Here is a 25,873-nt window from a genome sequence, read left to right on the forward strand (position 1 = left end):
CGGTGAGGTGTCTCCTTTCGAATCAGGTTATTGCCTCGTTGCCTGTCAGGTCCAGTTCGTTTTTGTTCGCTCGACGGTAAGCAAGGCTGAAGGCCCACCTTGAACCGGTTATTTCCCTTTCTTCAGCACATGAATCTTGTTGCTTTCGACCCAGCCTTCAGTCTTCGTCAGGTAAGCCTTGACATGCGGCGAGCTGCAATGCGCGTTGAAAGTTTCCAGGCTTTCCCATCGTTCGATAAAGACGAAGCAGCGCGGCTCGTGCATATCGCGGTACATCTCGTACTGAAGCACGCCGTCTTCTTCGTGAACGGGCGCGAGCAAGCCTTCGAGTGCCTCAGCCAGCTCCTCCTCGCAGCCGGGCTTTGCAAACGAGATGGCAATCGCGGATACCTCGGACATGGTGTTCTCCTGTCGACATGGAAAAAGGAAAGGCGAGGATATACGCGCGCATCGGAGAACAAAAGCGCTCTTGCGATAGGTCAGCGCAAATCGCGACACCGCAGGCAATCAGACGAAGCCGCAGGCTAGGTGTTTCCCTTAGGAAGCGCGGGCTTTGAATGATCGGCCACCCTAATGCTGACAAGCGAAAGGCGCTGTGGCGGGCGTCTGCGGACGGTCTGCATGCCGGCCGGAGATCAGTTCAGCAATGCTTACCCTCAACGCCAGAAAAACCAACTAGACCTAACCGTCAACTGAGAAATAACCTTCATCAAACAGCAACACCCACTTCTGACCAGCAGTTGGACGGCATGGAAATATACGACTACATCATCATCGGAGCGGGATCGGCGGGCTGCGCGCTTGCACGTGGCCTAAGCGATAACCCGGAGAACAAGGTCTTGCTTCTGGAAGCTGGGCCTCCTGCCGACAGGTTCTGGGTGAACACACCGGCCGGTATGGCGAAGCTGTACTTCCATAAAGAGCTCAACTGGAATTACCACACCGATTCGATGCCGGCGCTTTACAACCGAAAGATGTATTGGCCGCGCGGTAAGACACTGGGGGGCTCCAGTTCTATCAACGGAATGATCTTTATTCGGGGACATCGTAACGACTTCGACAGTTGGCGCGACCTGGGAAATCCGGGGTGGGGATACGACGATCTCCTGACGTACTTCAAACAGATGGAGCACAACGAACGCGGCGCGAACGACTATCGCGGCGCAGGCGGACCACTGTGGGTCAGCGATCCCGTATTGAAGGTCCGCAGCTCACATGATTTTATCGAGGCCACGGCGCGTTTGGGCGTTCCTCCCACGGAGGACTTCAACGGTGCAGTGCACGACGGCGTCGGCTTCATGCAGCACACCATTCGCGGAGGACGGCGCTACTCCGCCTACACGGCGTTCGTGGAACCCGTGCGTCACCGGCGCAACCTAACGGTGCTGACCGAGGCCGCTGTGCAACGCATCGTGCTGAAGGGCAATGTGGCGACAGGTGTCGAAGTCGTTGTTAAGGGAGAGCGTAGAACGTTCGATGCAGCGAAGGAAGTGATTCTGTCGGCCGGATCGCTCAACTCGCCGCAGATACTCATGCTATCCGGCATCGGGCCGGACGAAGAGTTGCAAAGACACGGCATCAAAATGCTCGTGAACCTACCGGGCGTGGGGCTCAATCTCCAAGACCACTTTTATGTGCATGGAAGCTATCGCTCGACGCCGGATAGTTCCTACAACCTCGAATTGGGCGGCTTCCGGAAGTATCTCGAAGGCGCACGCTATCTGCTGACGCGCAAAGGCTATCTGGCGCTCGGCTCCTCGCAAGTCGGCGCCTTCGTGAAGAGCCGTCCCGAAGAAGCGTATGCGGACTTGCAGATCAGCTTCCGGCCGATGACCTTTACCTACCATCCGGGCGGCCAGTGCGAAGTGGATCGTCAGCCAGGCATGGGCGTATCGGTGTACCTGCTGCGTCCGCGCGCCACTGGGACCGTGACCTTGCGCTCGTCGAAGCCTGACGATCCCGCCGTGTTCAAGCCCAACTTCCTGAGCAACGACGACGACAACAGGGCGATGATCGCGGGCGTGAAGATGATTCGTCAAATCATGTCGACGGCGCCGATCGCATCGCGCGTCATCGAAGAAGAGATTCCCGGTCCGATGGTTGAGACGGACGAACAGATTCTTCAATGGATGGCGATGACCGGAAACTCCGCACACCATCAGGCGGGCACCTGCAAGATGGGCCGCGACCGCCTCGCTGTCGTGGATGAGCGCCTGCGCGTGAGAGGGGTAGAGCGCTTGCGGGTGGCGGATGCATCGATCATGCCGCATCTCACGTCGGGCAACACGAACGCGCCCTCCATCATGATCGGCGTGAAGGCGGCCGACATGATTGCGAAGGACGCTTCATCTCGTCGAGGCATTCGCGAGATCGAGAGAGTGTCCGCGGTCTGAACAAGCTAAGCAAAAGGAATTTCTTCAATGTCAACCGCAAGTCTTCAAAGCGATCAAAGCAAGGTGCAAACTCAGTATCCGCGCGTCGGCCTGTTCATCGATGGCGAGTGGATCTACGACCGCGAAACAGCGGTCGAAGTAAGAAACCCGGCTACGGAAGAAGTACTGGGACAGGTGCCGAAGGCGACAGGCGACGATCTTTCGCGTGCCCTGGACGCAGCCGCACGCGGATTCCCAATCTGGCGCGACACACCGCCCCAGCAGCGCGTCAAGATCATCCAGAAAGCAGCGGCTTTGATGCGCGAGCGGCTCGAGCTCATCGCCACGACGATCACGTTGGAAAACGGCAAGCTCTACTCCGATGCCTACGCGGAAGCCGACCGGTCGATGAACTTCTTCGAATGGAATGCGGCGCAGTCACTACGCGACTACGGGTTGATCGTGCCCGGCGAACCGCAGATGCAGAAGTTCATCTTGCGGCAGCCGATCGGACCGGTGGCCGCGTTCACGCCGTGGAACGTACCGATCAGTTCGGCCGCCCGCAAAGTCAGTGCCGCTTTGTCGGCGGGGTGCTCAGTCATTCTGAAGGCGGCCGAAGAAACGCCCGCTACCGCATGTCTCATGGTGAAGGCTTTCGAAGAGGCGGGGTTGCCGCCTGGCGTGCTGAATCTCGTGTTCGGCAATCCGGCGGAAATATCGTCGGCCCTCATTGCTTCGCCTGTCATTCGGCTCGTCACGTTTACGGGCTCGGTGCAGGTCGGCAAGCACCTCACGCAACTCGCCGCGGCGGCTATGAAGCCCGTCTTGATGGAACTCGGCGGTCACGCTCCGGTACTGGTCTGCGAAGGTGTGAATGGCGCGGCAGTCGGACGGCTCGCGGCGCGCGGCAAGACGAACGCGAGCGGACAGATCTGCGCGTCGCCATCACGGTTCATCGTTCACAGCAGCGTGTATGACGACTTCGTCGCCGCTTTCGCCGATGCGGTGAAGGATGTCCGCGTCGGCGACGGCTTCAGCAAGACCGCGCAGATGGGGCCGGTGGCAAGCGCACGGCGGCTGGCGGCCATGCAATCTCTCGTGGCGGACGCCCGGCAACGCGGAGCGCGCGTGGCTGCCGGAGGCGAGCGCATTGGCGAACGAGGTTACTTCTTCGCGCCGACCGTTCTCGCCGACGTCCCGAACGACGCCGACGCAATGACGATAGAGCCGTTCGGCCCGCTCGCCGCATGCGTGCGCGTGGACGATCTGGGCGAGGCCATTGCGCTCGCCAACAGCCTATCGGTCGGGCTGGCCGCGTATGCCTTTACCAACTCATTGGAGGACGCCGAGCGTATCGGCCGCGAGCTGGAGTGTGGCGTCCTCTCCATCAACCATTTCGGCACGCCGGACGCCGACACGCCTTTTGGGGGTGTCAAAGACAGCGGTATCGGACGTGAAGGCGGCCCATCAACGCTCGACGCCTATATGGTCACGAAGACAGTGCTGCAAAAGACAGTGCGCATGTAAGAAAAGCTCAATACAAGAAGACCCGTTCAGAAACGAGCGCAAACGTTGGACCAAATAAAACATATTGGAGACAAACGATGGGCACGTTTCAGAGGCGTCTTTTGAGCGCAGGCGCGGCGAGCCTGTTGCTAGCCGCTGGTGTTGCAGGCGCGAAGCAAGTCACGGTTGGGTATGTCGCTGCGGGATTGCAGTATCCGTTCAACGTGGCTGTCGCGAAGGGATTCGAAGAAGCGGCCAAGGCAGCGGGTGCCAAGGCTATCATCCTCGACCCGAAGACGAGCGTCGAGAAGCAAGGCAACGCGATCGACGACCTGATCTCGCAGAAAGTCGACGGCATCGCTTTTCTGCCGCTGGATGGCGTCGTCGCGCAAAGCTGGGCGGACCGCGTAGCGGGGCACGACATTCCGCTCGTCTCGGTGGCGACCGAACTGGGCGATCCGCAGAAGCGCTCCATCCACGACGTCTATCCGAAGCTCGCCGCGCTGGTGGCGAGCGACGAGGTGCATACGGGCTATAACGCGGGGGAGATTGCGGCAAAGCTGCTGCCGAAGGGACGCGTCGCGAACATCGCGATCGTGGAAGGCGCGCCGGGTTATCCGCAGGTTTGGCAGCGCACGAAAGGCTTCAAGGATGCGTTGGACAAGGCCGGAGCCAAGTACCGCATTGTTGCGTCCCAGCCGACCGACTGGACCGCCGAAAAGGGCGAAGCCGTCTGTCAGAACATCCTGACCGCTCACCCCGATGCCGATCTCTTTTACAACCAGGCCGATGACATGGTCGTGGGCTGTGCACGCGCTGTACACGCGGCCGGTTCCAATGCAAAGCTCGTCGGCTGGGGCGGCTCTCGCCTGGGCATTGCGGCGATCAAGGCGGGTGCGGTGGATGGCACCGTCTGCGTCCAGCCGGAGCAGATGGGCCAGCAGGCGTTCAAGGCGCTTTACGCCGCCGTGACGAATCCCGGCGCACCGAAAGGCAAGTTCATCGAAATCCCTACGCCCGGCGTCACCAAAGAGAACGTGTCCAGTTGCGTGCCTCAATGGTAAACGCCGCCCACAACACGATTCAAGTAACGAAAACAGCAAGACAACATAACAAACCGACGGAGACACACATGAAGAATCAATTCAGGAAAGTGGGGGTGATTTGCCTGGCGAGCGCGTTTGCGTTCATGGCGGACGTCGCTCTGGCGAAGGACATCACGCTCGGCTACGTTGCCGCGGGCATGCAGTATCCGTTCAACGTTGCGGCCGCCAAAGGCTTCGAAGCAGCGGCGAAGGCGGCCGGCGTCAAGACGATCGTCCTCGATGCGAAGACGAGTGTCGAGCGCCAGGGGAATGCGGTCGATGACCTCATCGCGCAAAAAGTCGATGGCATCGCCGTCCTGCCGATCGACGCCGTGGTCGCGCAAGCCTGGGTCGATCGAGCCGCGTCCCACAACATACCGATCGTGGCCGTGGCGACGCAGGTCGGTGATCCGCAGAAGCATCCTGTGAAGGATGTTTATCCGAAGCTGACCGCGCTGGTCGCGAGCGACGAAGTGCATGCCGGATACAACGCCGGGCAAATCGCGGCGACGCTGCTGCCCAAGGGGCGCACGGCGAATATCGCGATCGTCGAAGGTGCGCCCGGTTATCCGACCGTATGGCAGACCACTCAGGGTTTCAAGGATGCGCTCGACAAGGCGGGGATCAAGTATCGCATCGTCGCCTCGCAGCCTACCGACTGGACGCCCGAGAAAGGCGAATCGGTCTGCCAGAACATGCTGACGGCGCACCCGGACATCGATTTGTTCTTCAATCAGGCCGATGACATGGTGATCGGCTGCGCTCGCGCGGTCCATTCCGCAGGCTCGCACGCCAAGCTGATCGGGCGCGGTGGATCGCGTCTTGGCATCAACGCGATCAAGGTCGGCGACGTCGATGGAACCGTCTGCATCCAACCCGGAAAAATGGGGCAACTCGCGTTCCAAGCGCTGTACGCAGCGGTGAAGAACCCCGGCGCGCCGAAGGCACAGTTCGTCGATGTCGACACGCCTCAGGTCACTAAGGCGAGCCTCGCGCAATGCGTGCCCGAGTGGTAAGCACAAGCGACGACAACAGATGTGGTAGGAGAGAGACAAATGGCAAACGAAGTCCCGCTGTTGCAGCTTGAGGGTGTGACGAAGACATTCCCGAACGGGCTGACTGCACTTCGCGGAGTCAATCTGGAAGTGTCGCGCGGCACGGTGCACGGGTTGCTGGGCGCAAACGGCGCCGGCAAATCGACGCTCATCAAGATCCTCTCCGGCTCGCTTGCAGCCACCGGCGGTCGAATCGTCTGGAAAGGCGCCGCGGTCGAATATTCGAGTCCGAAAGCCGCGAACGACATGGGCATTGCGACCATCCACCAGCACATTCCGCTCGTGCCGACGCTCTCAGTGCTCGAGAACGTGTTCCTTGGCGAAGAGGGCCGGTGGCGACGAAACACGAAGATACGGCAGCGGTTCTCGGAATTGTGCGAGCGCGTCGGATACTGGCTCGAGCCGGACGGTCTGGTAAGCGATCTGTCCATCGGGCAGCGTCAGATGGTCGCGATTTTGCAAGCGCTTGGCACGGGCGCCGAAATGATCGTGATGGACGAGCCGACAGCGTCCCTTGCCGCAAGTGAACGCGAGGTGGTTTATCGCATCGTGCGGCATCTTTCGAGAGTTGAAAAGAAGGCGATTGTATTTGTCTCGCATTTTCTCGATGAAGTGATCGCGCTCACGGACCGCGTGACGATTCTGAGAGATGGGCAGGCGGTGGTGGACGCGCAGACGCGTGATCTCGACGAATCGCGTATCGCTGAAGCCATCGTCGGCCGGCAGATCGTCGCGCTCGAACAGGCGACGCCGCGGTCCGTCGACGCGGCGGCCCCTGTGCTGCTTGAATTGAAGGGCCTCGCGTCTCAAGACAAGCTCGAACCGATCTCCTTGAGCGTCAAGGCCGGCGAAGTCGTGGGCATTGCCGGGCTCCTCGGCTCGGGTCGCAGCGAGCTGCTGCATGCGATCTTTGGCGCGGACCCAGACGCTACGGGAGAAGTACGCGTTGAAGGCCGGCTGCTCGGCCGGTCGACGGCGGCCGCAGTGAAGGCGGGACTGGCTCTCGTGCCGGAGGACCGTATGGCACAGGGTCTCGTGCCTGGCTTCGAAATTTGGCGCAACACGACGCTTCCGGCGCTCAATGGCGTATCGCTCGGAGGCTGGCTGCCGGACCGGATGCAAGAGCAGAAGCGAGGCGCAGAGGCCATCCGGCGCTTATCGATCAAGGCGAACTCGCCGGACATTCTCGTAACCGAACTGAGCGGTGGGAACGCGCAGAAAGTGACCATTGCGAAGTGGTTGTTCAGCGATGTAAAGGTGTTCCTGCTGGACGAGCCAACCGCCGGAATCGACATCGGTGCGAAGACCGACGTTCTGTTGCTCGTGCGAGAACTGGCGGCCGCGGGAAAGGCGGTGATCGTTGTATCGTCGGAGTTCGAGGAGATTCTGGCGGTGAGCAGTCGAGTCTTGGTCATGCGTGATGGATGCTGCATCGCCGAGCGCCTGGGCCACGAAACCTCCGAGCACGAACTGATTCTGCTGTCAGGCGGCACGAGTGCAAACTCGGCGAGCACGCCACATGCAGCCGCGCAATCTTCAAAGAGTGAGTAATGATGAACCTGACGACTTCCACCCATTCGGGCCCGTCTCACGGCGGCAACGGTTCTTCGGGCGGCCCAACCGAGGGCGTGACCGCTACGACGCAGACACAGGCGACGGACTGGCGGCGCTTACTCGGTCTGCGCGAGATGGGCGTCTACTACGCCCTCATCTTGCTGGTAATGGTCATCTCGGCCGTCACGGTTTATACCGGCAGGCCCAGTTACCTTAGTGTGGCGAATATCTCCAACGTTCTTTATCAGGCGTCGCTGGTTGCGATCATCGCAGTTGCAATGACGGTGATTCTGATCACTGGCAACTTCGATCTTTCGGTCGCTTCGGTGGCGGCGCTTTCGGCCGCAGTGGTCGTCGGGCTCGCGGATACTGTCGGCTTCTGGCCGGCTGCGCTCATCGCGATGCTGGTCTCGGTTTTGGCCGGCCTGTTGAATGGCGCGATCGTTCAGTATCTCGGCATTAACGCGTTCATCGTGACGCTGGGCACATTGACCGCGATTCGCGGGGTGGTTCAGATCTATACCGATGGCCGCTCGTTATCGGTGGACACGCCCGACGCCTTGCAGGCGATGCGGCTCTTTGAATCGGGTCGACTGCCCATCGCCGTTCCGCTCATCGTCATCGGCGCGACGCTGCTGTTGGCGGGATGCTATTTCCTGGTTCGCGCGCGCCGCGAATCGCGCAATGTCCCGGTGACGTCGTTCGGCATGCTGGCAGGTGGAGTCTGCTGCCTGGCTTTGGTCGGGGCCGGCGGGATGTCGCTCGCCATGCCGAAGCCCGTCGTGTATATGGCAGTTTTCACGTTGATCGTCTGGTTCGTTTTGAGCATGACCAACGTTGGCCGGCGGGTCTACGCGGTAGGCGGCAATCCCGAGGCAGCGCGTTTATCGGGCATCAACGTAAAGCGGTACAAGATGGCAGGCTTCATTCTCTGTAGCGCGGCGGCCGGATTCGGCGGAATCCTGTTCGGCAGCCGTCTGGGCGCAGTCAATCCGACTGCGATGCAAGGCGCGGAATTGACTGTCATCGCTTCGGCGATTCTTGGCGGCACGTCACTGTTTGGCGGCGCAGGCTCCGTGATCAAAACGCTTGCGGGCGCGCTGCTGCTCTTCACCCTGACAAACGGATTCAACATACTGAATCTGGGCGCGAACTATCAGGGCGTCATCGAGGGAACGGTGGTCGTGACGGCAGCGGCCATCTATACGGTCGGCGGTACGCGGCGTCGCAAGCGGTAAGCCGTGTCCGCACACGTTGCGGATTGCACGTTGCGTCGGGAGCCGTTGATGCTGACTGAGCGTTTCATCGGTTCCGATGCGCTGACGGCTGCCGACCGGGAGATCATTTCGCAAGGGTTGACCGCGCTCTTGCGGGAACGGTCAGTGGCCCACGAGATCGCAGTGGACGTCGCGCTTTCTCGCGGCCTCGCCCGACCGGACGTGCGCGATTTTGGTCTGCCCGACATCCTCCGTCTCAGCCGAATAATCTAGTAGAACCCATTGTTGAGCGCGTTTGTCGATAGAAGCGCTTCTGGAGAAGAAAGGTGACAAAACAAAGCTCGATCCGGACGCTCTCGGCCGGCTCCATCGGCAACTTCGGCGAAATCTACGACTTCGCGGTGTTCGGATTCTCCGTTCCGATTCTGTCGGCTCATTTCTTCCCCGGCAGCGATCGCACCGCCGCGCTACTCAGTACGTTCGCCGTCTATGCGGTTGCATTCTTCGCACGGCCGCTCGGCGGACTGTTGTTCGGCGTCATGGCGGACAAGGTCGGCCGTGTGAAAGTCATGGCGATGACCGTCTGGTTGATGGCCCTCGGCACCGCCGTAATCGGGCTCTTGCCCACGTATGCGAGCATCGGCATTGCAGCGCCCGCGCTGCTGGTCTTTTGCCGCATTGCTCAAGGTCTCGCACTCGGTGGCGAGACGACGGGCACGACCAGCTTCATCCTCGAATCGGCGCCGGATGACCGAAGAGGCGGCTGGATCGGTCTGACCTTGATTTTCTCGCATCTGCCCAACGCGTTGGTGGCGGGACTCTTGATCGGCCTTCAGTTTGCCGCCGGTGCAAGCGCGTATGCCGACTGGGTCTGGCGCGTTCCATTTCTGGCGGGCGGGCTTATCGGCATCGTCGGGTTCTGGCTGAGGCGCAATCTCGACGAACCGGACGAATACAAACAGGCGACTAGCAGAACCGATTCGAAGAATCCGCTGCGCACCGCAATCCGCACAGGCGGCCTCAGGGGCATGCTGAATGTGGCGATGATTCAGCCCATACAGACCGTCGGATCCTACTTGCTGCTGGGATTCATGTACACGTTCCTGGTTCGGGTGGCGAAGCTCGACCCGACATCGGCGCTCATCACGAACGCGGCGGCCATCGTCGTACTGTCGTTCATGATTCCGCTCGGCGGCGTATTAAGCGACCGGCTCGGGCGCAAGCCCGTCCTGTCCTTCGGCGCTGCCTGGCTCGCGTTCGCCGCGTATCCCGGCGTGTATCTCGCGGCAACCGGAACGATTGCCGGCGCGCTTGCCGGTCAACTGCTGCTCGCCGTGGGAGTCGGGCTGTATGGAGGCGCCTGCTTTGTTGCCGCGCCGGAGTTCTTTCCGACTGCCTTTCGAGCCACCGGGCACGCGATCTCCTACCAGGCCGCGGTGGCAATCTTCGGCGGGACGACGCCATTCATCGCGACACTTCTCGTTCAGGCGTCCGGCTCGCCGCTCGCGCCCGCTTATTACGTGGCATTGATTGCAGTCGTTTGTCTCGTCCTCGTGCAGTTCGTGCCGGAAACGAGAGGCGTGAGTTTGCGTACATCTGGCAGTGCAACGCCGAACGAGGGCGCTTCGCGCGTCGCACATGAACTGAGATAAGGTCAGGCCGGTTGATCCAGGCGATAAGTCTTGATGGCGTTCTCGCGAAAGATCTTGCGCCGGTCAGCGTGCGACAGGTGCTGCGCGGCGCGGTCGACGATATCGACCCATTGCCCGTAGCTTGCCGCGAGTTCCAGCACAGGCCAGTCGCCGCCGAAAAGCACCCGATCCACGCCGAAGCGGTCGATCGCGTGGTCAATGAGCGGCAGCACCTGGTCTTCGCTCCATGTCGCATGATCGGCCTGCGTTAATAAGCCGGAGACCTTGCAGACGACGTTGGGGAGCGACGATAGCTCCCTCATGGACTCGCGCCATGAACCAAGCCGACCCTCCTTCACCTCGGGCTTGCCCATATGGTCCAGCACAAACGACACCGAAGGGCATCGTCTCACCATCTCGATCGTATGATCGAACTGAGGTGGATCGATGCAAATATCGAAGGAAAGATGGTATTTCGGCAACAGATTGACGGCTTCCAGAAAGTCGCGCTGCAAGATGACAGCCGAGTCGGGCATGTTCTGAATAAGACGGCGTATGCCGCGAACCGCGTTCAGACGCGACAGACGCGCCATCTCCGGCTCGATGGACAAGCCTTCTTCCATCCTCAGGCAAGCGATACACGCCATGATGCGTCGGTCATCGATGGCCGCCGAGGCGATCCATTCCGCTTCATCGAGATATTGCGGCATGTCTACATCGGCTTCGACGAAGACGAAGCCTTGGACTTGGTAGGGCTTCGAAGCGCTTGCGAGGTCGTCGGCAGTCCAGTCGCGGTCGAGCTTTGTGGCGCCGGTCGCCCACGACGAGCCGCCCGACCACGAATAGCCGAAGCGTTTTCGGTCGAGCAGATGGATATGCGAGTCGATGATCGGGAAGTCGATCATTGTAAATAGTCCCTTGAATAGTGCACGAACGTGGACGCGCCCTCACAAGCCGAGGTGATCCTTTCCCGCGAGCCACGCAATCAGATGTGCACGGAAGCCCTCGGCCGCGGGAGACACATCGCGAGTCGAGGAGTGGTAAAGGCAGACTTGGCGCATGACTTCAGGTTGGATGATCGGGCGCATCACGAGGCCGAAGCGCCGCCCGAGCAGCCCGACGTAAGCGGGCGCGATCACGAGCCCGAGTCCCTCGGCCGCCATGCCGAAAGCCGTGCTGATGTTCTCGACGATCTCGACCGGCGTAATGCGGTCATTCGCATGGTATTCGCCATGCGTGAGCGAGATCGTGCGCTCATAGTCTCGCCCGGCGACGACTAGCGGATAGTGCCTCAATTCGGCCCATGAAATCTCCTTGCGTTCGACCAACGGATGCCCTGTGGCAAACCACAAGACCCACGCGCTTTTGAAGAGGTCGAGCCGCGCGACACCATCGCTTACCGTCTGGTCCGGGCCGACGGCTAGGTCCACTGCGGCGCTGCTGACGCTATCGACAAGATTCTCTACTGACGTGTCCCGTATACGCACGAGCACCTTGGGTTGCGATCCTGCGTAAGCCTTGACCGCTGCGGGCAAAACCGTGCTCGCCAGAATAAGCGGCGCGGCCACACGAACAATGCCGGCCGCACGATTACGAATGTCGTCCGCCGCTGCCTGTGCGAGTTCCATATGCGCGAGCACGCATCGAGCCGAGCGATGAAACTCACGGCCTGCGGGAGACAAAGCAACACTGCGCGTTGTGCGATCGAAAAGCCGGAAGCCAATCGAGGACTCCAGTTCGGCGACGAGCTGACTAACGGCGGATGCAGACAGATTAAGACGTTCTCCGGCTTTGGCGAAGCTCTTGACATCAGCTACGGTCACGAGCGCCGAGAGTTGTCGTGGCGTGAATCGAGGAAGGGACATGGACCGCGCGATGCATCGCATTATTAAGTGTTTCTTAAGAATACCTCACGATTCATCGCTTGTTCATCGGTGTATCTCCTAGCAAACTCATGCTCAGTCAATTTGCGGAATCGAGAGAGCCATCACATGAACGCGCATAACCCTTCTCAACACGCTGATTCGCAATCCATTACGCCTGCCGGCGACCTTTGCCATGTCTTCTCCAACCACGTTGCAGATACCCGGTTCGAAGACCTGTCGCAAGAAGCCGTCGAAGCGGCCAAGAAATCCATTCTCGACATCATGGGTGTAACGCTCGCCGGCAGTGGCATGGAGCCCGCGGTACGCGGCGTGGCCGACGTTATCCTAGATGCAGGCGGGCGACCGGAAGCTTCTGTTCTCGGGTTCGGCGGTAAAGCGCCGGCGCAGTCGGCCGCGTTTGCTAACGGCGTCATGGCGCACTGCCTCGATTTCGACGACCAGACGCCGTGGGGCGCGCACCCCGACAGCTCCGTCGTTCCCGCTGTGCTTGCACTCGCCGAACGCAAAGGACGGGTCTCGGGGCGTGATCTGATCACAAGCGTCGCGCTGGGACAAGACCTGTTCGTGCGTCTGCGCTGCAACGTTCAATGGCGACAGGACTGGAACCTCTCGTCTGTCGTCGGCGCATTCTCGGCCGCTGCTGCGGCGGCGTACGTCCAGGGGATGAGCCGCGAGCAAATTGCGCATACGCTCGGCATTGCGAGCATGCAGTCGAGCGGGACGATGCAGGTCATCTTTGGCATCGGCAGCGATCTTCGCGGGATGTACGCCGGGTTCACGGCACAGGGCGCTGTGATGTCGGTGCTTCTGGCAAAGAAGGGCATTACGGGAATCGCGGAACTCTTCGAGGGAAAGGCGGGCATCTTCAACGTTTACTTCGGCGGAAAGTACGACCGGGAAAAGATGGTCGACGGTTTGGGCAAGGAGTATCTCGGGGCCTCGATGCTGTACAAGGCGTGGCCGGCCGTCGGGAACGTGCACACATACATTCACGCCACCATCGAGTTAATGAACGAGCATCAACTGAAGGCGAGCGACATCGAGCAAATTAAGGTCTTCGTCGGAGACTTCCATCAGCGCATGTGTTATCCGCTGGAGCTGCGACGCGCGCCCGCGACGCTCGTGGACGCGAAGTTCAGCCTTCCATTCTGCGTCGCGCTTGCAGCGGCGCGCGGACAGATCCATATCGCTGATTTCAGCGCGGCAGCGTTGCGCGACCCCGAGGTGCTTGCAATCGCTCAGAAGGTCGTTCCGGTAGAAGACAGCAGCCTCGACTGGAAAGTGAAGATCCCGGACGGTCGCATGGAGATCGTGACCCGCGATGGGCGTCAGTTGGTACGCGTCGGCGACAACGTGCCGGGAAGCCCCGAAGCACCGATGTCATGGGACGCGCTCGCCACTAAATTTCGCGATTGCGCTTCGGTTGCGGCGAGGCCGCTTGCGGTAGAGCGAATCGAGGAAGCAATCAACCTCGTGCGCAACCTTGAGTCGCTAGAGGATTCGACGATGCTGTTCAACGCAGTCATCTAATCGCAGGCTCATACATCAACAGGGAGACAGCGGCATGAAGCGATTTGAACGTAAGGCGGTGGTCGTGACGGGCGCTGCCAGCGGTATTGGAGCGGCGTGCGTTCGCCGGTTGTGGGAAGAGGGCGCGTCGGTGGCGCTGGCGGATCAAGATCAGAGCGGAATCGACAAGCTCGTCACCGAGTTGCACGACGACGTTCGCGTCTTTGGCGGAAAGCTCGATGTGTCGGACGCGGAACAGGTCCAGCGGTTCATCGTCGAGGCGCAACAGAACCTCGGGAAGTTACACGGTCTGATCAATTGCGCTGGCATCAAGGGTGTTGGCAACGTGCTGGATTGCGAGTCCGAGAACTGGAAGAATGTGATGTCGGTGAACCTCGACGGCACTTTCCTCATGTGCCAGGCATTTGCACGCGCGGTTCAACATGACGAGACGTCACGCGCCATCGTGAACATTTCGTCCGGGGCGGGAATCATGGGTGTGCCGAACCGGCTGCCCTACGTGGCTTCGAAGTTCGCTGTCTCAGGTATCACGCGCACGATGGGCGCGGAGCTTGGGCCTTACGGTATTCGAGTAAACGCCATCGCCCCTGGCATGATCCGCACGCCTTTTACGGCCTACATGTTCGACGATCCGGAGAAGGCCAAGCGTATCCGGGCCGCTCATGCGATAGGTCGCGAAGGTCAGCCCGAGGAAATCGCAGCGGTCGCCGCGTTTCTGTTGTCCGATGACGCAAGTTTTATGACGGGCGCGATTGTCTCCGTCGATGGCGGTCAGACGGCGTGCATCCCGTCCATATGATGGTTCATTCCAGTAGTCCTCAAATAGCAGCTTCGCAGTGTACGCGACGCTGCCTGCTTCGGAGCACTCACCCTTGCCATATCCTCGCAAGCGCAGTAGGTGGTTCCCGCCATTTGAGCGAAGCGAACCCCATCCCTAACTCAACGTTTGAGCGAAACATGAACCACGCTTTTGACAATGCCCCAGCTTCCCGAGGTGAGGTGCTCGAGAAGAACTTGCCAGCGTCGCGCCACATTGGCGGCGAATTTAAAAATTCGTCGTACTCGCAGTTGATAACAGGAACAATTAGCAACATCGCGAGCAATGTTCCGGAGCGTTCAGACGCGAGCTCCGACGCAATCCTGGGTTACAACTAATTCAGGAGCCGCTAATGCACTGATGCATTGAATCGCGTCGTGGGCGCAGGCGATCTTTTCAAGGGAGTCACCTGCATCTAGTTCTTGGAGAATTCGATTCGCACGCTGCCGCTGCCGAGCGCCTGGGCCAGGCCAGCGGGGTCGTCCACGCGGCCGAGGCGGGTGTACGAGTAGGACGAGTTGAAAGTCAGGTAGAAGACGACCAGGGTCCTCGACCCGTACAGCATGAGATCGCCACTGCGTATCGTGCCGGGCCGGTTGGCGTTCGTGGGCAGAGATTTTGGCAGGTCGGCGTGCTTCTCGTTGCTGTTGAGGTCGGCCATGTCGATCGAGAGCGGCAGCATCGCGGCGAACGCGCGGGCGGCTTCGGTATCGGCCAGGGTGATGGCGATGCGACGTTCGCCGAGGGTCATCCACATGCGAAATTCCTCTGGTTGGACAGTTGCCGCCGAACTGGCGGCGATGGCGGTGGTGGGCGGGCCTGACGCGCCAGGCTGGGCCGCGTCACATGCTCCGAGCACGAGCAGGCCGCAAAGTAGGCCAAGCCCGCGCAAAGCCCGCAGGCCGCGTGCATGGCGGTTCTTAAAGGCCGGGAGGCGTTGGATATTGCGAAAGACGCTGGGGCTCGTGGTCATGAGTTCCTCATAGTGGCCAACTCACGGCTTTGCCAATCGAGGTTGTCGCGCTCGAAGATGTCGCCGAACAGATGCGTCTTGAGGTATTCGTTGATGGCCGGGGCGAAATCGAACAGCGGACCCTTGACAGGCGCGCCCACCAGCTTGGTCTGGTTGGCCGTTCCGGCGGCTAGCAGCGCATCGCCCTTCGGGATGGGGCGGCTAGGCGCATGGCCCGGCGCATCCTGGATGCCCCCCTGCTTGCATGCCTCCAGCACCTTCATCAACTCGCCCAGCGCATTGAGGCTGCGCGGAAAGCCCGCATAGGCGTGGAGCTGCACCAGAATTTCCCTGGCGTCGCTCACTGTCATGCCGGCGTCCAGTCCCTGGTTGAGCGATGCATTCAACTTGGCCATGTTGCCCGCGGCGGCAAAGGCCGCGATGGGCACGATGGCATGCTGGCGGGCGTTAAGAGTCTCGGAAGCGCTGGGTGTGCGGGCCGGACTTTGGGTAGTCTGTCGGGTCTCCTGCGCGTCGGCGGTTTGGCTCAATGTAGTGACCAGCCCCAAGGCCACGGCGAGCGCGCCGTGAAGTCCGGCGTCGGTCTGACCTAGGAATGGGGTAAGCCCACCCAGGCAATCCGTCCCACCGACGTGGTGTGGTGCCCGCCCGGCGTCAAGCACTGGAATGGCGCCTCGCCGATCGCGGCGATGACCCACCTGGCTGTCACCGGGACGGAGGACGGCAAGAACGTTACATGGATGGAGAAAGTCCCGATGAGCGATACAACGCGCGCTAAGTTTCGAAAGGCGCGCCTTCGCCAACCGCTGCCCTGCGGGACGGGTGTGCCAGGCGGAGCGCGAGCCAGGCTCGAAGGTCACCAGAAGACCAGCGGCGTTGATGCTCTTGTCCGCAGGCCACACGGGATCGACCCGCGCTCGACGGTGAAGAATTCTGCCGGGCCGGCGGCCGGGGTTGGTCGCCCGCGCTCGATCTGCTGCGCGCCAGCGGACGTATTAGCCTGCGGCTCGGCGGCCATGGCCAAAGTGGCCTGAAGGGCGGCGGCGCACAGGGAAAGCCTGAGGAACGAGTGCATGGATATCTCTTCCTGATTTAAAGCGGCTCAGCCGCGTTGCGGACCGTCGAGGTATTGCTCGTCTGAGACGTGCTCCATCCACTTGACGTTCTTGCCATCCAGTGCTTCCTGGATGGCGATATGGGTCATCGCGGTCGTCGATGTCGCGCCATGCCAGTGCTTGTGGCCGGGCGGGCACCAGATGACGTCGCCTGCACGGATTTCGACGCGCGGCTCGCCTTCGCATTGCGTCCAGCCGCATCCGGCCGTCACCAGGAGTGTCTGACCGAGCGGGTGCGTATGCCACGCGGTACGCGCGCCGGGCTCGAAGGTCACACTCGCGCACGACACGCGGGCTGGCGGGGGCGGAGCGTTGAGCGGATCGATCCGCACCGTGCCTGTGAACCATTCCTCCGGTCCTTTGATCGACGGCTGTGAGCCAGCGCGTTTAAGTTGCATATTTTTTCTCCCAAAAAAGGTCCGCTTACCGCCAAGGAACGTTGCCTCAATCCCTCAATCCATTACGCGTACGATGGTGGCCTCGAACGTCGCCGCCTTGGTGAGCGCGTCCAGCCCGGACACAAGTAAACCAGCGCAAGATTGCCCCACGTTGCATAGTAGGCAACCGTACCTACGGATGGATCAAAGCTGCTCGGATTGTCCTTCAGATCTGCTGATGATCGTTTGTCCATCGAACTTGATCGATATTCTATGATTCGCTCCTGAGTGTTCAAACCTTCGATGGGACGCCCGGCGGACGGCTTGCGGGATGCGCGATGCGGAGCTAGACACCGCCGGTAGCGTGCAACGCAAGAAACAACAGATCGCTGCGATCGGTCGTCTAGCGCTGCGCGACGCACTCACGCGATTCCCATCAGGATTTTGTCGAGCGTAATTGGGTAATCGCGCACGCGTACACCGGTAGCGTTGTAGAGCGCATTGGCGATCGCTGCGCCCACGCCGCAAATACCGAGCTCGCCCACGCCTTTCGCCTTCATCGGCGAGGAGGTCGGGTCTGTTTCGTCAAGAAACACCACTTCCTGATGCGGAATGTCGGCATGGACAGGCACCTCATAAGCAGCCAAATCGTGATTGATGAACATGCCGTAGCGCTTGTCGACCACGAGGTCTTCCATGAGCGCTGCGCCTACGCCCATCGTCATCGCACCGATAACCTGACTTCTGGCGGTCTTAGGATTAAGGATTCTGCCCGCAGCGCAGACGGCGAGCATGCGACGCACGCGAATTTCGGCGGTGGCGGCATGGACGCCGACTTCGACGAAGTGTGCTCCGAAGGTTGATTGTTGATAGCGCTTTGCCAGATCGCCGTATTCCATGGTGTCTTCAACGACGATTTCGCCGGAAGATGCTGCTTCGGCAAGCCGCACATTGCGCCCGCCCGACCGCACGCGCTCATCCGCAAAGACGACGTCCGTACCGTGCATTTCAAGCCTGTTGGCAACTGCATCACGCAGCTTCATGCAGGCAGCATAGACACCCGCCGTTGAGCTGTTGGCACCCCACTGGCCACCCGAGCCCGAAGACACGGGAAACGTCGAGTCGCCCAGGCGTACAGAAATCTTGTCGAGCGGCAGCCCCATCATCTCGGCTGCCGTCTGCGCAATGATGGTGTACGTCCCCGTGCCGATGTCGGTCATGTCGGTTTCGACCGTCACGAACCCTCGGCGATCGAGCCTCACTCGTGCACCCGACTTCATCGAAATATTGTTTCTGAACGCCGAGGCGGTGCCCATGCCGACCAGCCAGCGGCCGTCGCGTACTTGCCCTGGACGGGCGTCACGCTTCTGCCAGCCAAACTTTTGGGCGCCCACGCGGAAGCACTCGATGAGCTGACGCTGCGAGAAGGGCCGTTCGGGCTGCTCCGGATCGACCTGGGTGTCGTTGATTCTGCGGCACTCGATCGGGTCGATCTTAAGTTTTTCCGCCATCTCGTCCATTGCGACTTCCAGGGCCATCAGGCCTGGCGCTTCGCCAGGCGCGCGCATCGCGTTTCCCTCAGGTAAATGCAAAGTAGCAAGGCGCATCGCCGTCATGCGGTTCGCGCCAGCATAAATGAGGCGCGTCTGACCGACGGCGGTCTCGGGTTGCCCATTTGGCTGGTCACCGGACCAGCTTTCATGTGCGATGGCGGTGATTTTTCCGTTCGCGTCTGCGCCGATGCGGATGCGCTGGATGGTCGCCGGTCGATGTGTCGTGTTGTTAAAGATGAGCGGGCGCGTGAGCGCGACCTTCACAGGACGGCCCGCGGCTTTTGCGCCAAGCGCGGCCAGCAGCGCGTCGCTGCGCACGAAGAGCTTGCCGCCAAATCCTCCGCCAATGTAAGGCGAAATCAAGCGCACGTTCTCGCTGGGAATGCCGAGCGTCTTGGCGACGTCGCCTGCTCCCCACGCAATCATCTGGTTCGAAGTCCACAGCGTCAATTTGTGGCCGTTCCATGCCGCGATAGAGGCGTGCGGTTCCATCATCGCGTGGCTTTGATCGGGCGTGGTGTAGGTTGCATCAAGGTGCACTGAAGCTGCGGAGAACGCGCCATCGAAATCACCCGTGCGCGTCGCCGGTTCGCCCCAGTAACCAGTCCCTGCCATGTCGGCTGTGTCTTTCGCTGCGGCGAGATCGTAGCTTCCGCCCTCGGCGACATAGTCGATGAGTATCTTCTGAGCCGCGTCGCGAGCCTGTTCGAAGGTGTTGGCCACGACCAGTGCGACCGCCTGGTGATAGTGATCGATTTGCGGCCCACCTAGCAACTTGACCGTATTGAAGTCGCCCTTCGTCAAATTACCGGCATTTTCGGCCGTGACAATCGCAACCACCCCGGGTGCTGCCTTCGCGGCTGTGAGATTCATCGACGTCATTCGTCCGCGCGCGATTGCGGCGCCCACAACGAAGCCATAGGCAGGATCGCGGGTCGAGTCGTGCCATTCGTACGCATAGGTCGCGGTGCCGGTCACCTTGTGACGTCCGTCGATGCGGTCCGTCGCATGACCAATGTGTTTTAGGCGATCGATCGGATTACTGGTGGCGGGGGTATCGAACTTCATTGGCTCACCTCCTTCGCTTCGGTCAGTACCGCGTCCAGCGTGCGCTCTGCCAGCGTTACCTTGTACCCGTTATCGTGCGTCGGCTTGGCATCCGCCATGAGACGCGACATCACCGCGCGCGCGCCATTCGGCAGTTCGGCTTCAGCCGCTTCCATGCGCCATGGCACCGGCGCCACGCCGCCTAGCGCGACGCGGCCCGTGCCATCTTTGCGCACGATTGCGGCGACCGATACCAGCGCAAATGCATACGACGCGCGGTCACGAACCTTGTGATAGATGTGCGTGCCCCCAATGGGCTTCGGCAGAGTGACACTCGTGATCAGCTCTGCGGGTTCCAGCGCGTTCTCCAGATGCGGCGTCTTGCCGGGACGCCGGTAGAAATCGGCGATGGGTATGTTTCTCACCGTACCATCCGCGCGAACGGTGTTGATGATTGCGTCAAGCGCTCGCAATGCAACGGCCATGTCGCCGGGATAGGTGGCGATACAGGCATCACTGCCACCGATCACGGCCAAGGACCGGCTGCTTCCTTGTAGCGCCGGACAGCCGCTACCGGGCGCGCGCTTATTGCACGGGAGGTTGGTGTCGTAGAAGTAGGGGCAGCGCGTGCGTTGAAGCAGATTGCCCGCCGTCGTCGCCTTGTTTCTCAGTTGACCAGACGCACCGGCGAGTAATGCCCGCGAGAGCAAGGGATAGTTGCGGCGCACTGTCTGATTCGCCGCAAGATCCGTGTTGCGCACAAGCGCGCCGACTTGCAGTCCGCCATCGGGCGTCGTCTCGATTCGATCGAAGCCAAGCCCGTTGATATCAATCAAATGAACCGGCGTCTCGATCTGTAACTTCATCAGATCAAGCAGGTTTGTTCCGCCAGCAATGAACTTCGCGCCCGGCGTCTGCTGGGCAGCAGTTGCGGCGGCGGCAGGCGTCGATGGGCGCTCGTAGGTGAACGGCTTCATGCCTGACCTCCCGCGACCGCGGTCATCGCCTCGGCAATGTTGGAGTACGCCCCGCAGCGACAAATGTTGCCGCTCATGCGTTCGCGCATTTCCATGTTGGTCGGACGAGGAGGAGCCAGCAAGTCCGTACTGACGTGACTCGGGACACCGGCCTTGATTTCATCGAGCACGGCGACTGCCGAGCAGATCTGCCCAGGCGTACAGTAGCCGCACTGGAAGCCGTCGTGCTTTACGAATGCCGCCTGCATTGGATGGAGTTTCGCCGGCGTGCCAAGGCCTTCGATGGTGGTGACCTGACTACCGTGATGCATCACCGCAAGCGTGAGACAGGAGTTGATGCGCCGTCCGTCGACGATCACGGTGCAAGCGCCGCATTGCCCATGGTCGCAGCCCTTTTTGGTGCCGGTCAGATGCAGCTGTTCACGCAGCGCATCGAGCAGCGTCGTGCGTGTGTCCAGCGAAAGTTCGCGCGGCACGCCGTTCACATGCAACAGGACCTTCGATGCTGGCACGGTGGCGGCACCCGGCCGGGGTGCTTCGGCGGACATGCTGGAAATCGACACCGAACCGCTGGCGATTGTGGCAGCGCCCATTCCTGCGAGTTTTAGAAGACTTCGCCGAGTGATGTTCAGATTGTCTTCCGCGGCGTTGCAATTTGCGGCGACGCCGTCGTCGTCAACGTGCTGGCTACTAGCGTTCATATTTTTCGCTCCTGGAAACGCGCGCTCGGCGGCGAGCGTGTTCAATTCTCCAACTATAAGGGCGCCAAGCCGGCCGATTCATGATCCGTATTCATAAGCCCGATGAGTTTTCAGGGATTAATCCCATTGACAGCCTGCTGTAAATTAGCACCTTGGTCGAGCCTTTTTTGCTTCGCAAAGGCGCCGCTTTCGCCGCATCTAAGCATTAATTTTCTTTCCAATGACCCGATCCAACCTATCGAACAAACAGGTATGGGGCGCTGTGCTTTCCATGTCGCTCTGTGCCTTCGCCCTCGTCGCATCAGAGTTCTTGCCCGTCAGCCTTCTGACGCCCATCGCACATGAGCTTTCCCTAAGCGAAGGGCAGGCGGGCCAGGCGATTTCTGTGTCGGGATTTTTTGCGGTTCTGACGAGCCTTTCTGTGTCAACGTTGACGCGACGTTTTGACCGAAAAAAGGTAATGCTCACGCTGACAGCGCTGATGGTAGCCTCGGGCGTTCTCGTGTCCGTGGCGCCCACCTACACTGTTTTGATGCTTGGCCGCGCACTCCTCGGTGTCTCAATTGGCGGATGCTGGTCGATGTCCACGGCCGTGATGATGCGCATCGCACCCGATGCTTTCGTGCCGCGTGCGATCGCGGTAGTGCAGGGCGGCAGTGCGCTTGCGACGGCAGTCGCCGCACCCGCGGGAAGTTTCCTTGGCTCGATCATTGGATGGCGAGGTGCCTTTTTCTGCGTCGTGCCGCTTGCCGCCATTGCGCTAATCTGGCAAGCGCTCACCTTGCCGAAATTACCCGTGCAGCGCCAAGCGCAGACTAGGCGCGGCGTACTTCAAATAATCAGCGACCGTGAGGTCTTATGCGGAGTCGGCGCTGTCGCTCTGTTGTTTATGGGGCAATTCTCGCTGTTCACCTACTTGCGTCCCTTTCTTGAGACGGTGACGAAGGTAGACGTGTCAATTCTGTCTTTCATGCTGCTCGTGATCGGCGCCGCAGGGTTGGGCGGCACAGTTTTCGTCGGCTCGATAATCAAGCGGAATCTGCATGGCGTGTTGATCACGATTCCCTTGCTTATGAGCGGCATTGCCGTCGCGCTAATGTTTTTTGGCGAATCGGTTGCGACGACCGCGGTATTGCTGGCCGCGTGGGGTTTGATCGCTACCTCAGCACCCGTCGGTTGGTTCACGTGGCTATCTGAAACGCTCCCCGGCGATGCAGAAGCCGGCGGGGGCCTGATGGTTGCGGTTATCCAGCTTGCTATCACGCTCGGCGCGACGCTCGGCGGTCTGCTTTTCGACAGCAGCGGATATCGCGCGACGTTTGGTCTCTCAGCCGGGCTGCTTCTGGCCGGTGCGGTGCTGGCGGCGGTCGCATCGCGCGTTCGATGCGAAAACGCAGGAAGGACGGCGTCACGCGTTACGGGGCAAGCTTAAGCTAGTCCCAAGGCAGTAGCGGCCCTACTTTACAGCGGCTGTTTCAACGCTTCCAAGACGACAGAGAATGCTTTTGAACTCTGACGTCGGCTCGGGTAATAGGCGTGAAGGCCCGGAAACGCCGGGCACCAGTCGCGCATCACCGGCCGCAATTCACCGCTCTGGATGTGCGGTAGCACGGCGTCCTCGGGAACGAACGCCAAACCGTAGCCGTCGATCGCGGCCCGGATCATTTGCGGTTGCGAGTTGAAAATGGTCTGTCCGCTCACGCGGGCTTGAACCGAACGCTTCCCTTTCTGAAGTTCCCAGGCATAAAGGCCTTTGGTCGTCGTCAGGCGCAGCGCGACGCAGTCGTGCTTGAGCAGGTCTTCCGGTGAGCGTGGCAATTGCCGGCGTTCAAAATACGCGGGCGAGCCGACGATGGACATACGAATGTCCGTGCTGATGCGCACGGCGATCATATCTTTGGCAACCTGGTCGCCAAACCGTATGCCCATGTCGTATCGGTCCTCCACGATGTCGACGAGCCCGTAGTCGACTGTCATTTCCACCTGTATTTCCGGATAATCGCGCAGCACCCTGCGCACCTTCGGCCAAACGATGGCGTCGATCGCGTGATCGGTGGCGGTGATGCGAACGATGCCTGCAGGTCTTTCCCTTGACTCTGACAAGGCCGATAGCTTGGCATCGATTTCCTCAATTCTCGGCGCGGCGGTTCGAAAGAGATCCTCTCCGGCTTCGGTCATCGACACACTGCGCGTCGTCCGTGTGAGCAAGCGAATGCCCAGCCGCGATTCCAGGTCACGAATCGTATGGCTCAGTGCGGACTGGGAGACCCCAAGCTTCGCGGCAGCACGTGTAAAGCTGCGCTCCCGCGCGACTGCGAGAAAGACGAGGATGTCGTTAAAGTTTTCACGTGCCATTGCGCCAGGCGCCCGGTGTAGTCGAATTTCAATCCGCGCACCGAACTCTTCGTGCGCGAACCCGCTGCCTCCGCGCCCCAGACTCATGAGCCGGGGTCATGACAACAGCGGTGGTGCGCCACTTTAATCAGACACGGTCATCAATGTAAAGCGCTTCAACGAATTCCACCTTCGTTGTCGGGAAATCCTAGGCAATGTTCACGGGTAACCATTGACGAGGAGTTTGATAGCGATCGTCTGCGATTGATCATGCACTTACGTGTTGTCGACGTTGAAGAAAAATTGCCACGGCAGCGGCGCAGCCAACTATCGCGGCGCTGGCTAGGAACACTGAACGCAGGCCGGCGTGTCCGCCGACCCATCCAAGGAACGGGCTGCCTAGAGCCATTGCCACATCGAGAAAGGCCGTATAGAGACCCATCGCCATGCCGCGATCGTTGGGTGCGATCGTGCGAACTGCTTCGACGCCGAGCCCTGGGTAGACGAGTGAATAGCCGACGCCTGAGAGGGCGGCGCCTAGGGACGCGAGCAGCGTTGTCTTTGCTAGCCACATGATTAAAAGGCCAGCTACCTGCACGATGACGAATATGAAGGCAACTCGTGCGCCTCCTAACCGGTCTGGAAGATGCCCAGCGATGGTGCGAGCCGCGATCAATGCAACACCGAAAGCGGTAAAGGCCATCCATATCGGCTGCCAATGCATGTCCGCGAAGTAAAGCGAACTGAACGCCAAGATCGCGCAGTACCCCATGCTGGCGAGCGCCGCGCCGAGTCCGGGGAGCCAAACGGCTCTCACGATGGCATTGAAAGAAGCGTGCTGTCCGTGACCGGGCAGTACCGCGGCCGGGGTCCGGCTCACATATGCGAAGACGAATAGTGGCAGAAGGGCGGTCATCAGTGCTATCGCGACGAACCCAAATGATGTGTAAAGAATGGACCCGAGAGGACCGCCCAGCGCCATCGCTGCAAACATCGCAGTTCCGACCCAAGCGATCACTTTGCCAGCATGCTGCCTTTCAACGAGACCCATCCCCCAGGCGATGCCACCGGTGATAATGAAGCTCTCGGCGCCGCCGAGAACCGCACGACCTACGAGCAGAATCGCGACAGAAGCCGTGGGTGCCTTTAGGACTACTAGCGACAGAAGGTACAGCAGCCCGGCGGCCCCGGCGGCGAGTAGGCCGACGAAGACGCTGCGCTTTGCACCGCGCCTGTTAGAGTATGAACCCGCCCAAATGCGTGAGAGCAGTGCCGCTGCGAACTGTGCACCCGCCACGAGGCCAACAACCAGTGGTCCGAAGCCGAGATCGTTTGTGACATGTAGAGGCAGTACGGGGAGCGCCACGCCAATGATCAGGAAGCCGGCCAGCACAGCACTCATTCTCGGGAACAGGGTTGCAACAACCAAATGCCCGGCTGAACTCTTTAAACGGGATTCGAACATGATCCTTGTCTTCACCCTCCCTTCTCGTGGGCGATCTGACCACTTCTGCGGTATTGGCGAGCAAGTGGGTTCGCATGCCCAGTCCGCAGGCCCACTCGAACGTCATGCTTGCACGTAGGACGCGCTGGGTCGGCGGCAGAGCGTCATCAAACGATCCGCTCCGTGTCACCGCTATACCGGGCGTTCACACGGCAAGCCTGCCTCGCGGAGCGTTTCAATTACTGACCGACGACGAAGTGGAGTTGCTTGCGCCCTCAACGCGCCGGGCACCCGATTGCTTCTGCGTGTCGCGCGAACTGCCAAAACTATACGTATCGATGCCGTGCGCGGTCTGCTCGGCAGCAAATGTTTGCGCGCTCGGTCCCTGCTGTGAGCTCGGCGCACCGACCGCCGGCCGGTAAAACGGAGCCGGACCGTAGCCGCTAGCGAAAACCGACCCAGCGAATGCACTGGAAGCGATAAAAAAGAGAGTAGCGAATACTTTGCGGTTCATGACGCGCTCCAAGATGGGTTGATATTTGACGAGAAACACGGCAGCGGTCATACCAGGCTGTCAGCTTCATCGCGATGACTCAAGCGTATACCCTTGCTATCGCGTTTTGAACGCAACACGGTGCATGGGCTTATGAACTCAGTTCATCAATCAACTTCCCGTCTTCTTTCGGGAACCGTCAATGA

General features: G+C 60.5%; 23 protein-coding genes and 2 pseudogenes. 12 read left to right on the plus strand and 13 right to left on the minus strand.

All coding sequences use genetic code 11. The features are described 5' to 3' along the window. Positions 1-108: 108 nt before the first annotated feature. Positions 109-399, minus strand: a complete 291-nt coding sequence (locus AC3D25_RS01530) for a putative quinol monooxygenase (RefSeq protein WP_488886751.1) — start codon at positions 397-399, stop codon at positions 109-111. 350 nt (positions 400-749) lie between these two features. Between AC3D25_RS01530 and AC3D25_RS01535 the strand changes: the two genes are divergently transcribed. From AC3D25_RS01535 to AC3D25_RS01570, 8 genes are all read left to right on the plus strand, one after another. Further along, positions 750-2,393 carry a GMC family oxidoreductase gene (locus AC3D25_RS01535; RefSeq protein WP_488886752.1) on the plus strand — a complete coding sequence of 548 codons (1,644 nt, stop codon included), beginning with the start codon at positions 750-752 and terminating at the stop codon, positions 2,391-2,393. 27 nt (positions 2,394-2,420) lie between these two features. Beyond that, entirely contained in the window at positions 2,421-3,899 is a 1,479-nt protein-coding gene (locus AC3D25_RS01540; protein ID WP_488886753.1) for an NAD-dependent succinate-semialdehyde dehydrogenase, read from the plus strand. A 77-nt stretch (positions 3,900-3,976) separates the two neighbouring features. Then, the gene (locus AC3D25_RS01545; RefSeq protein ID WP_488886754.1) at positions 3,977-4,942 is read left to right on the plus strand and encodes a sugar ABC transporter substrate-binding protein; all 966 of its coding nucleotides are present in this window, start codon (positions 3,977-3,979) and stop codon (positions 4,940-4,942) included. 68 nt (positions 4,943-5,010) lie between these two features. Further along, on the plus strand, positions 5,011-5,979 hold the full coding sequence (locus AC3D25_RS01550) for a sugar ABC transporter substrate-binding protein (RefSeq protein ID WP_488886755.1): 969 nt from the start codon (positions 5,011-5,013) through the stop codon (positions 5,977-5,979). 39 nt (positions 5,980-6,018) lie between these two features. Further along, positions 6,019-7,569: a sugar ABC transporter ATP-binding protein gene (locus tag AC3D25_RS01555; RefSeq protein WP_488886756.1), complete on the plus strand. Its 1,551-nt coding sequence runs from the start codon at positions 6,019-6,021 to the stop codon at positions 7,567-7,569. Then, positions 7,569-8,810 (plus strand): ABC transporter permease, encoded by a 1,242-nt coding sequence (locus AC3D25_RS01560; RefSeq protein WP_235025354.1) that lies wholly within the window; start codon positions 7,569-7,571, stop codon positions 8,808-8,810. Before AC3D25_RS01555 ends, AC3D25_RS01560 begins: the two co-directional genes overlap by 1 nt. Before the next feature lie 48 nt (positions 8,811-8,858). Continuing rightward, a complete protein-coding gene (locus tag AC3D25_RS01565; protein ID WP_488886757.1) occupies positions 8,859-9,062 on the plus strand; it encodes a hypothetical protein in 204 nt (67 codons plus the stop codon). Between the two features lie 53 nt (positions 9,063-9,115). Then, a complete protein-coding gene (locus AC3D25_RS01570; RefSeq protein WP_488886758.1) occupies positions 9,116-10,441 on the plus strand; it encodes an MFS transporter in 1,326 nt (441 codons plus the stop codon). A gap of 2 nt (positions 10,442-10,443) precedes the next feature. Here the strand turns inward: AC3D25_RS01570 and AC3D25_RS01575 are convergent, their stop codons facing one another. Then, positions 10,444-11,325: an amidohydrolase family protein gene (locus AC3D25_RS01575; RefSeq protein WP_488886759.1), complete on the minus strand. Its 882-nt coding sequence runs from the start codon at positions 11,323-11,325 to the stop codon at positions 10,444-10,446. A gap of 42 nt (positions 11,326-11,367) precedes the next feature. Continuing rightward, positions 11,368-12,306 carry a LysR substrate-binding domain-containing protein gene (locus AC3D25_RS01580; protein ID WP_488886760.1) on the minus strand — a complete coding sequence of 313 codons (939 nt, stop codon included), beginning with the start codon at positions 12,304-12,306 and terminating at the stop codon, positions 11,368-11,370. Positions 12,307-12,411: 105 nt separating this feature from the next. Here AC3D25_RS01580 and AC3D25_RS01585 point away from each other — a divergent pair, with 105 nt between their 5' ends. Continuing rightward, a complete protein-coding gene (locus tag AC3D25_RS01585) occupies positions 12,412-13,836 on the plus strand; it encodes an MmgE/PrpD family protein (protein ID WP_488886761.1) in 1,425 nt (474 codons plus the stop codon). Positions 13,837-13,870: 34 nt separating this feature from the next. Further along, positions 13,871-14,635, plus strand: a complete 765-nt coding sequence (locus AC3D25_RS01590; RefSeq protein WP_488886762.1) for an SDR family NAD(P)-dependent oxidoreductase — start codon at positions 13,871-13,873, stop codon at positions 14,633-14,635. Positions 14,636-15,068: 433 nt separating this feature from the next. Here the strand turns inward: AC3D25_RS01590 and AC3D25_RS01595 are convergent, their stop codons facing one another. Beyond that, a complete protein-coding gene (locus AC3D25_RS01595; protein ID WP_488886763.1) occupies positions 15,069-15,626 on the minus strand; it encodes a cyclophilin-like fold protein in 558 nt (185 codons plus the stop codon). An 8-nt stretch (positions 15,627-15,634) separates the two neighbouring features. Beyond that, positions 15,635-16,057: pseudogene (locus tag AC3D25_RS01600) on the minus strand (carboxymuconolactone decarboxylase family protein); the annotation flags it as partial. A 129-nt stretch (positions 16,058-16,186) separates the two neighbouring features. Here AC3D25_RS01600 and AC3D25_RS01605 point away from each other — a divergent pair. Further along, positions 16,187-16,404: pseudogene (locus AC3D25_RS01605) on the plus strand (cupin domain-containing protein); the annotation flags it as partial. A 78-nt stretch (positions 16,405-16,482) separates the two neighbouring features. Here AC3D25_RS01605 and AC3D25_RS01610 read toward each other — a convergent pair. The 5 genes from AC3D25_RS01610 to paoA all read right to left on the minus strand — a co-directional run bounded on the left by AC3D25_RS01610 (position 16,483) and on the right by paoA (position 21,441). Continuing rightward, positions 16,483-16,701: a hypothetical protein gene (locus AC3D25_RS01610; protein WP_488886764.1), complete on the minus strand. Its 219-nt coding sequence runs from the start codon at positions 16,699-16,701 to the stop codon at positions 16,483-16,485. Between the two features lie 27 nt (positions 16,702-16,728). Further along, complete coding sequence (locus AC3D25_RS01615) at positions 16,729-17,139, minus strand: (R)-mandelonitrile lyase (RefSeq protein WP_087649238.1); 411 nt, start codon at positions 17,137-17,139, stop codon at positions 16,729-16,731. A 401-nt stretch (positions 17,140-17,540) separates the two neighbouring features. Beyond that, positions 17,541-19,739 (minus strand): aldehyde oxidoreductase molybdenum-binding subunit PaoC, encoded by a 2,199-nt coding sequence (gene paoC / locus AC3D25_RS01620; RefSeq protein ID WP_488886765.1) that lies wholly within the window; start codon positions 19,737-19,739, stop codon positions 17,541-17,543. Further along, a complete protein-coding gene (locus AC3D25_RS01625) occupies positions 19,736-20,695 on the minus strand; it encodes an FAD binding domain-containing protein (protein WP_488886766.1) in 960 nt (319 codons plus the stop codon). The genes paoC and AC3D25_RS01625 overlap by 4 nt, the downstream gene beginning before the upstream one ends. Continuing rightward, positions 20,692-21,441 (minus strand): aldehyde dehydrogenase iron-sulfur subunit PaoA, encoded by a 750-nt coding sequence (gene paoA / locus AC3D25_RS01630; protein ID WP_488886767.1) that lies wholly within the window; start codon positions 21,439-21,441, stop codon positions 20,692-20,694. Before paoA ends, AC3D25_RS01625 begins: the two co-directional genes overlap by 4 nt. A gap of 175 nt (positions 21,442-21,616) precedes the next feature. Here paoA and AC3D25_RS01635 point away from each other — a divergent pair, with 175 nt between their 5' ends. Further along, a complete protein-coding gene (locus AC3D25_RS01635; protein ID WP_488886768.1) occupies positions 21,617-22,828 on the plus strand; it encodes an MFS transporter in 1,212 nt (403 codons plus the stop codon). Positions 22,829-22,857: 29 nt separating this feature from the next. On the opposite strand, the gene AC3D25_RS01640 is transcribed toward AC3D25_RS01635, so the two are convergent. The 3 genes from AC3D25_RS01640 to AC3D25_RS01650 form a co-directional block, all read right to left on the minus strand. After that, positions 22,858-23,751 (minus strand): LysR family transcriptional regulator, encoded by an 894-nt coding sequence (locus tag AC3D25_RS01640; RefSeq protein WP_488886769.1) that lies wholly within the window; start codon positions 23,749-23,751, stop codon positions 22,858-22,860. A 247-nt stretch (positions 23,752-23,998) separates the two neighbouring features. Further along, complete coding sequence (locus AC3D25_RS01645) at positions 23,999-25,195, minus strand: arabinose transporter (protein ID WP_488886770.1); 1,197 nt, start codon at positions 25,193-25,195, stop codon at positions 23,999-24,001. Between the two features lie 214 nt (positions 25,196-25,409). Then, positions 25,410-25,688, minus strand: coding sequence for a hypothetical protein (locus tag AC3D25_RS01650; RefSeq protein WP_488886985.1), 279 nt, complete (start codon positions 25,686-25,688; stop codon positions 25,410-25,412). Between the last annotated feature and the right edge of the window lie 185 nt (positions 25,689-25,873).

It is taken from the genome of Caballeronia sp. SL1002, from assembly GCF_057814995.1.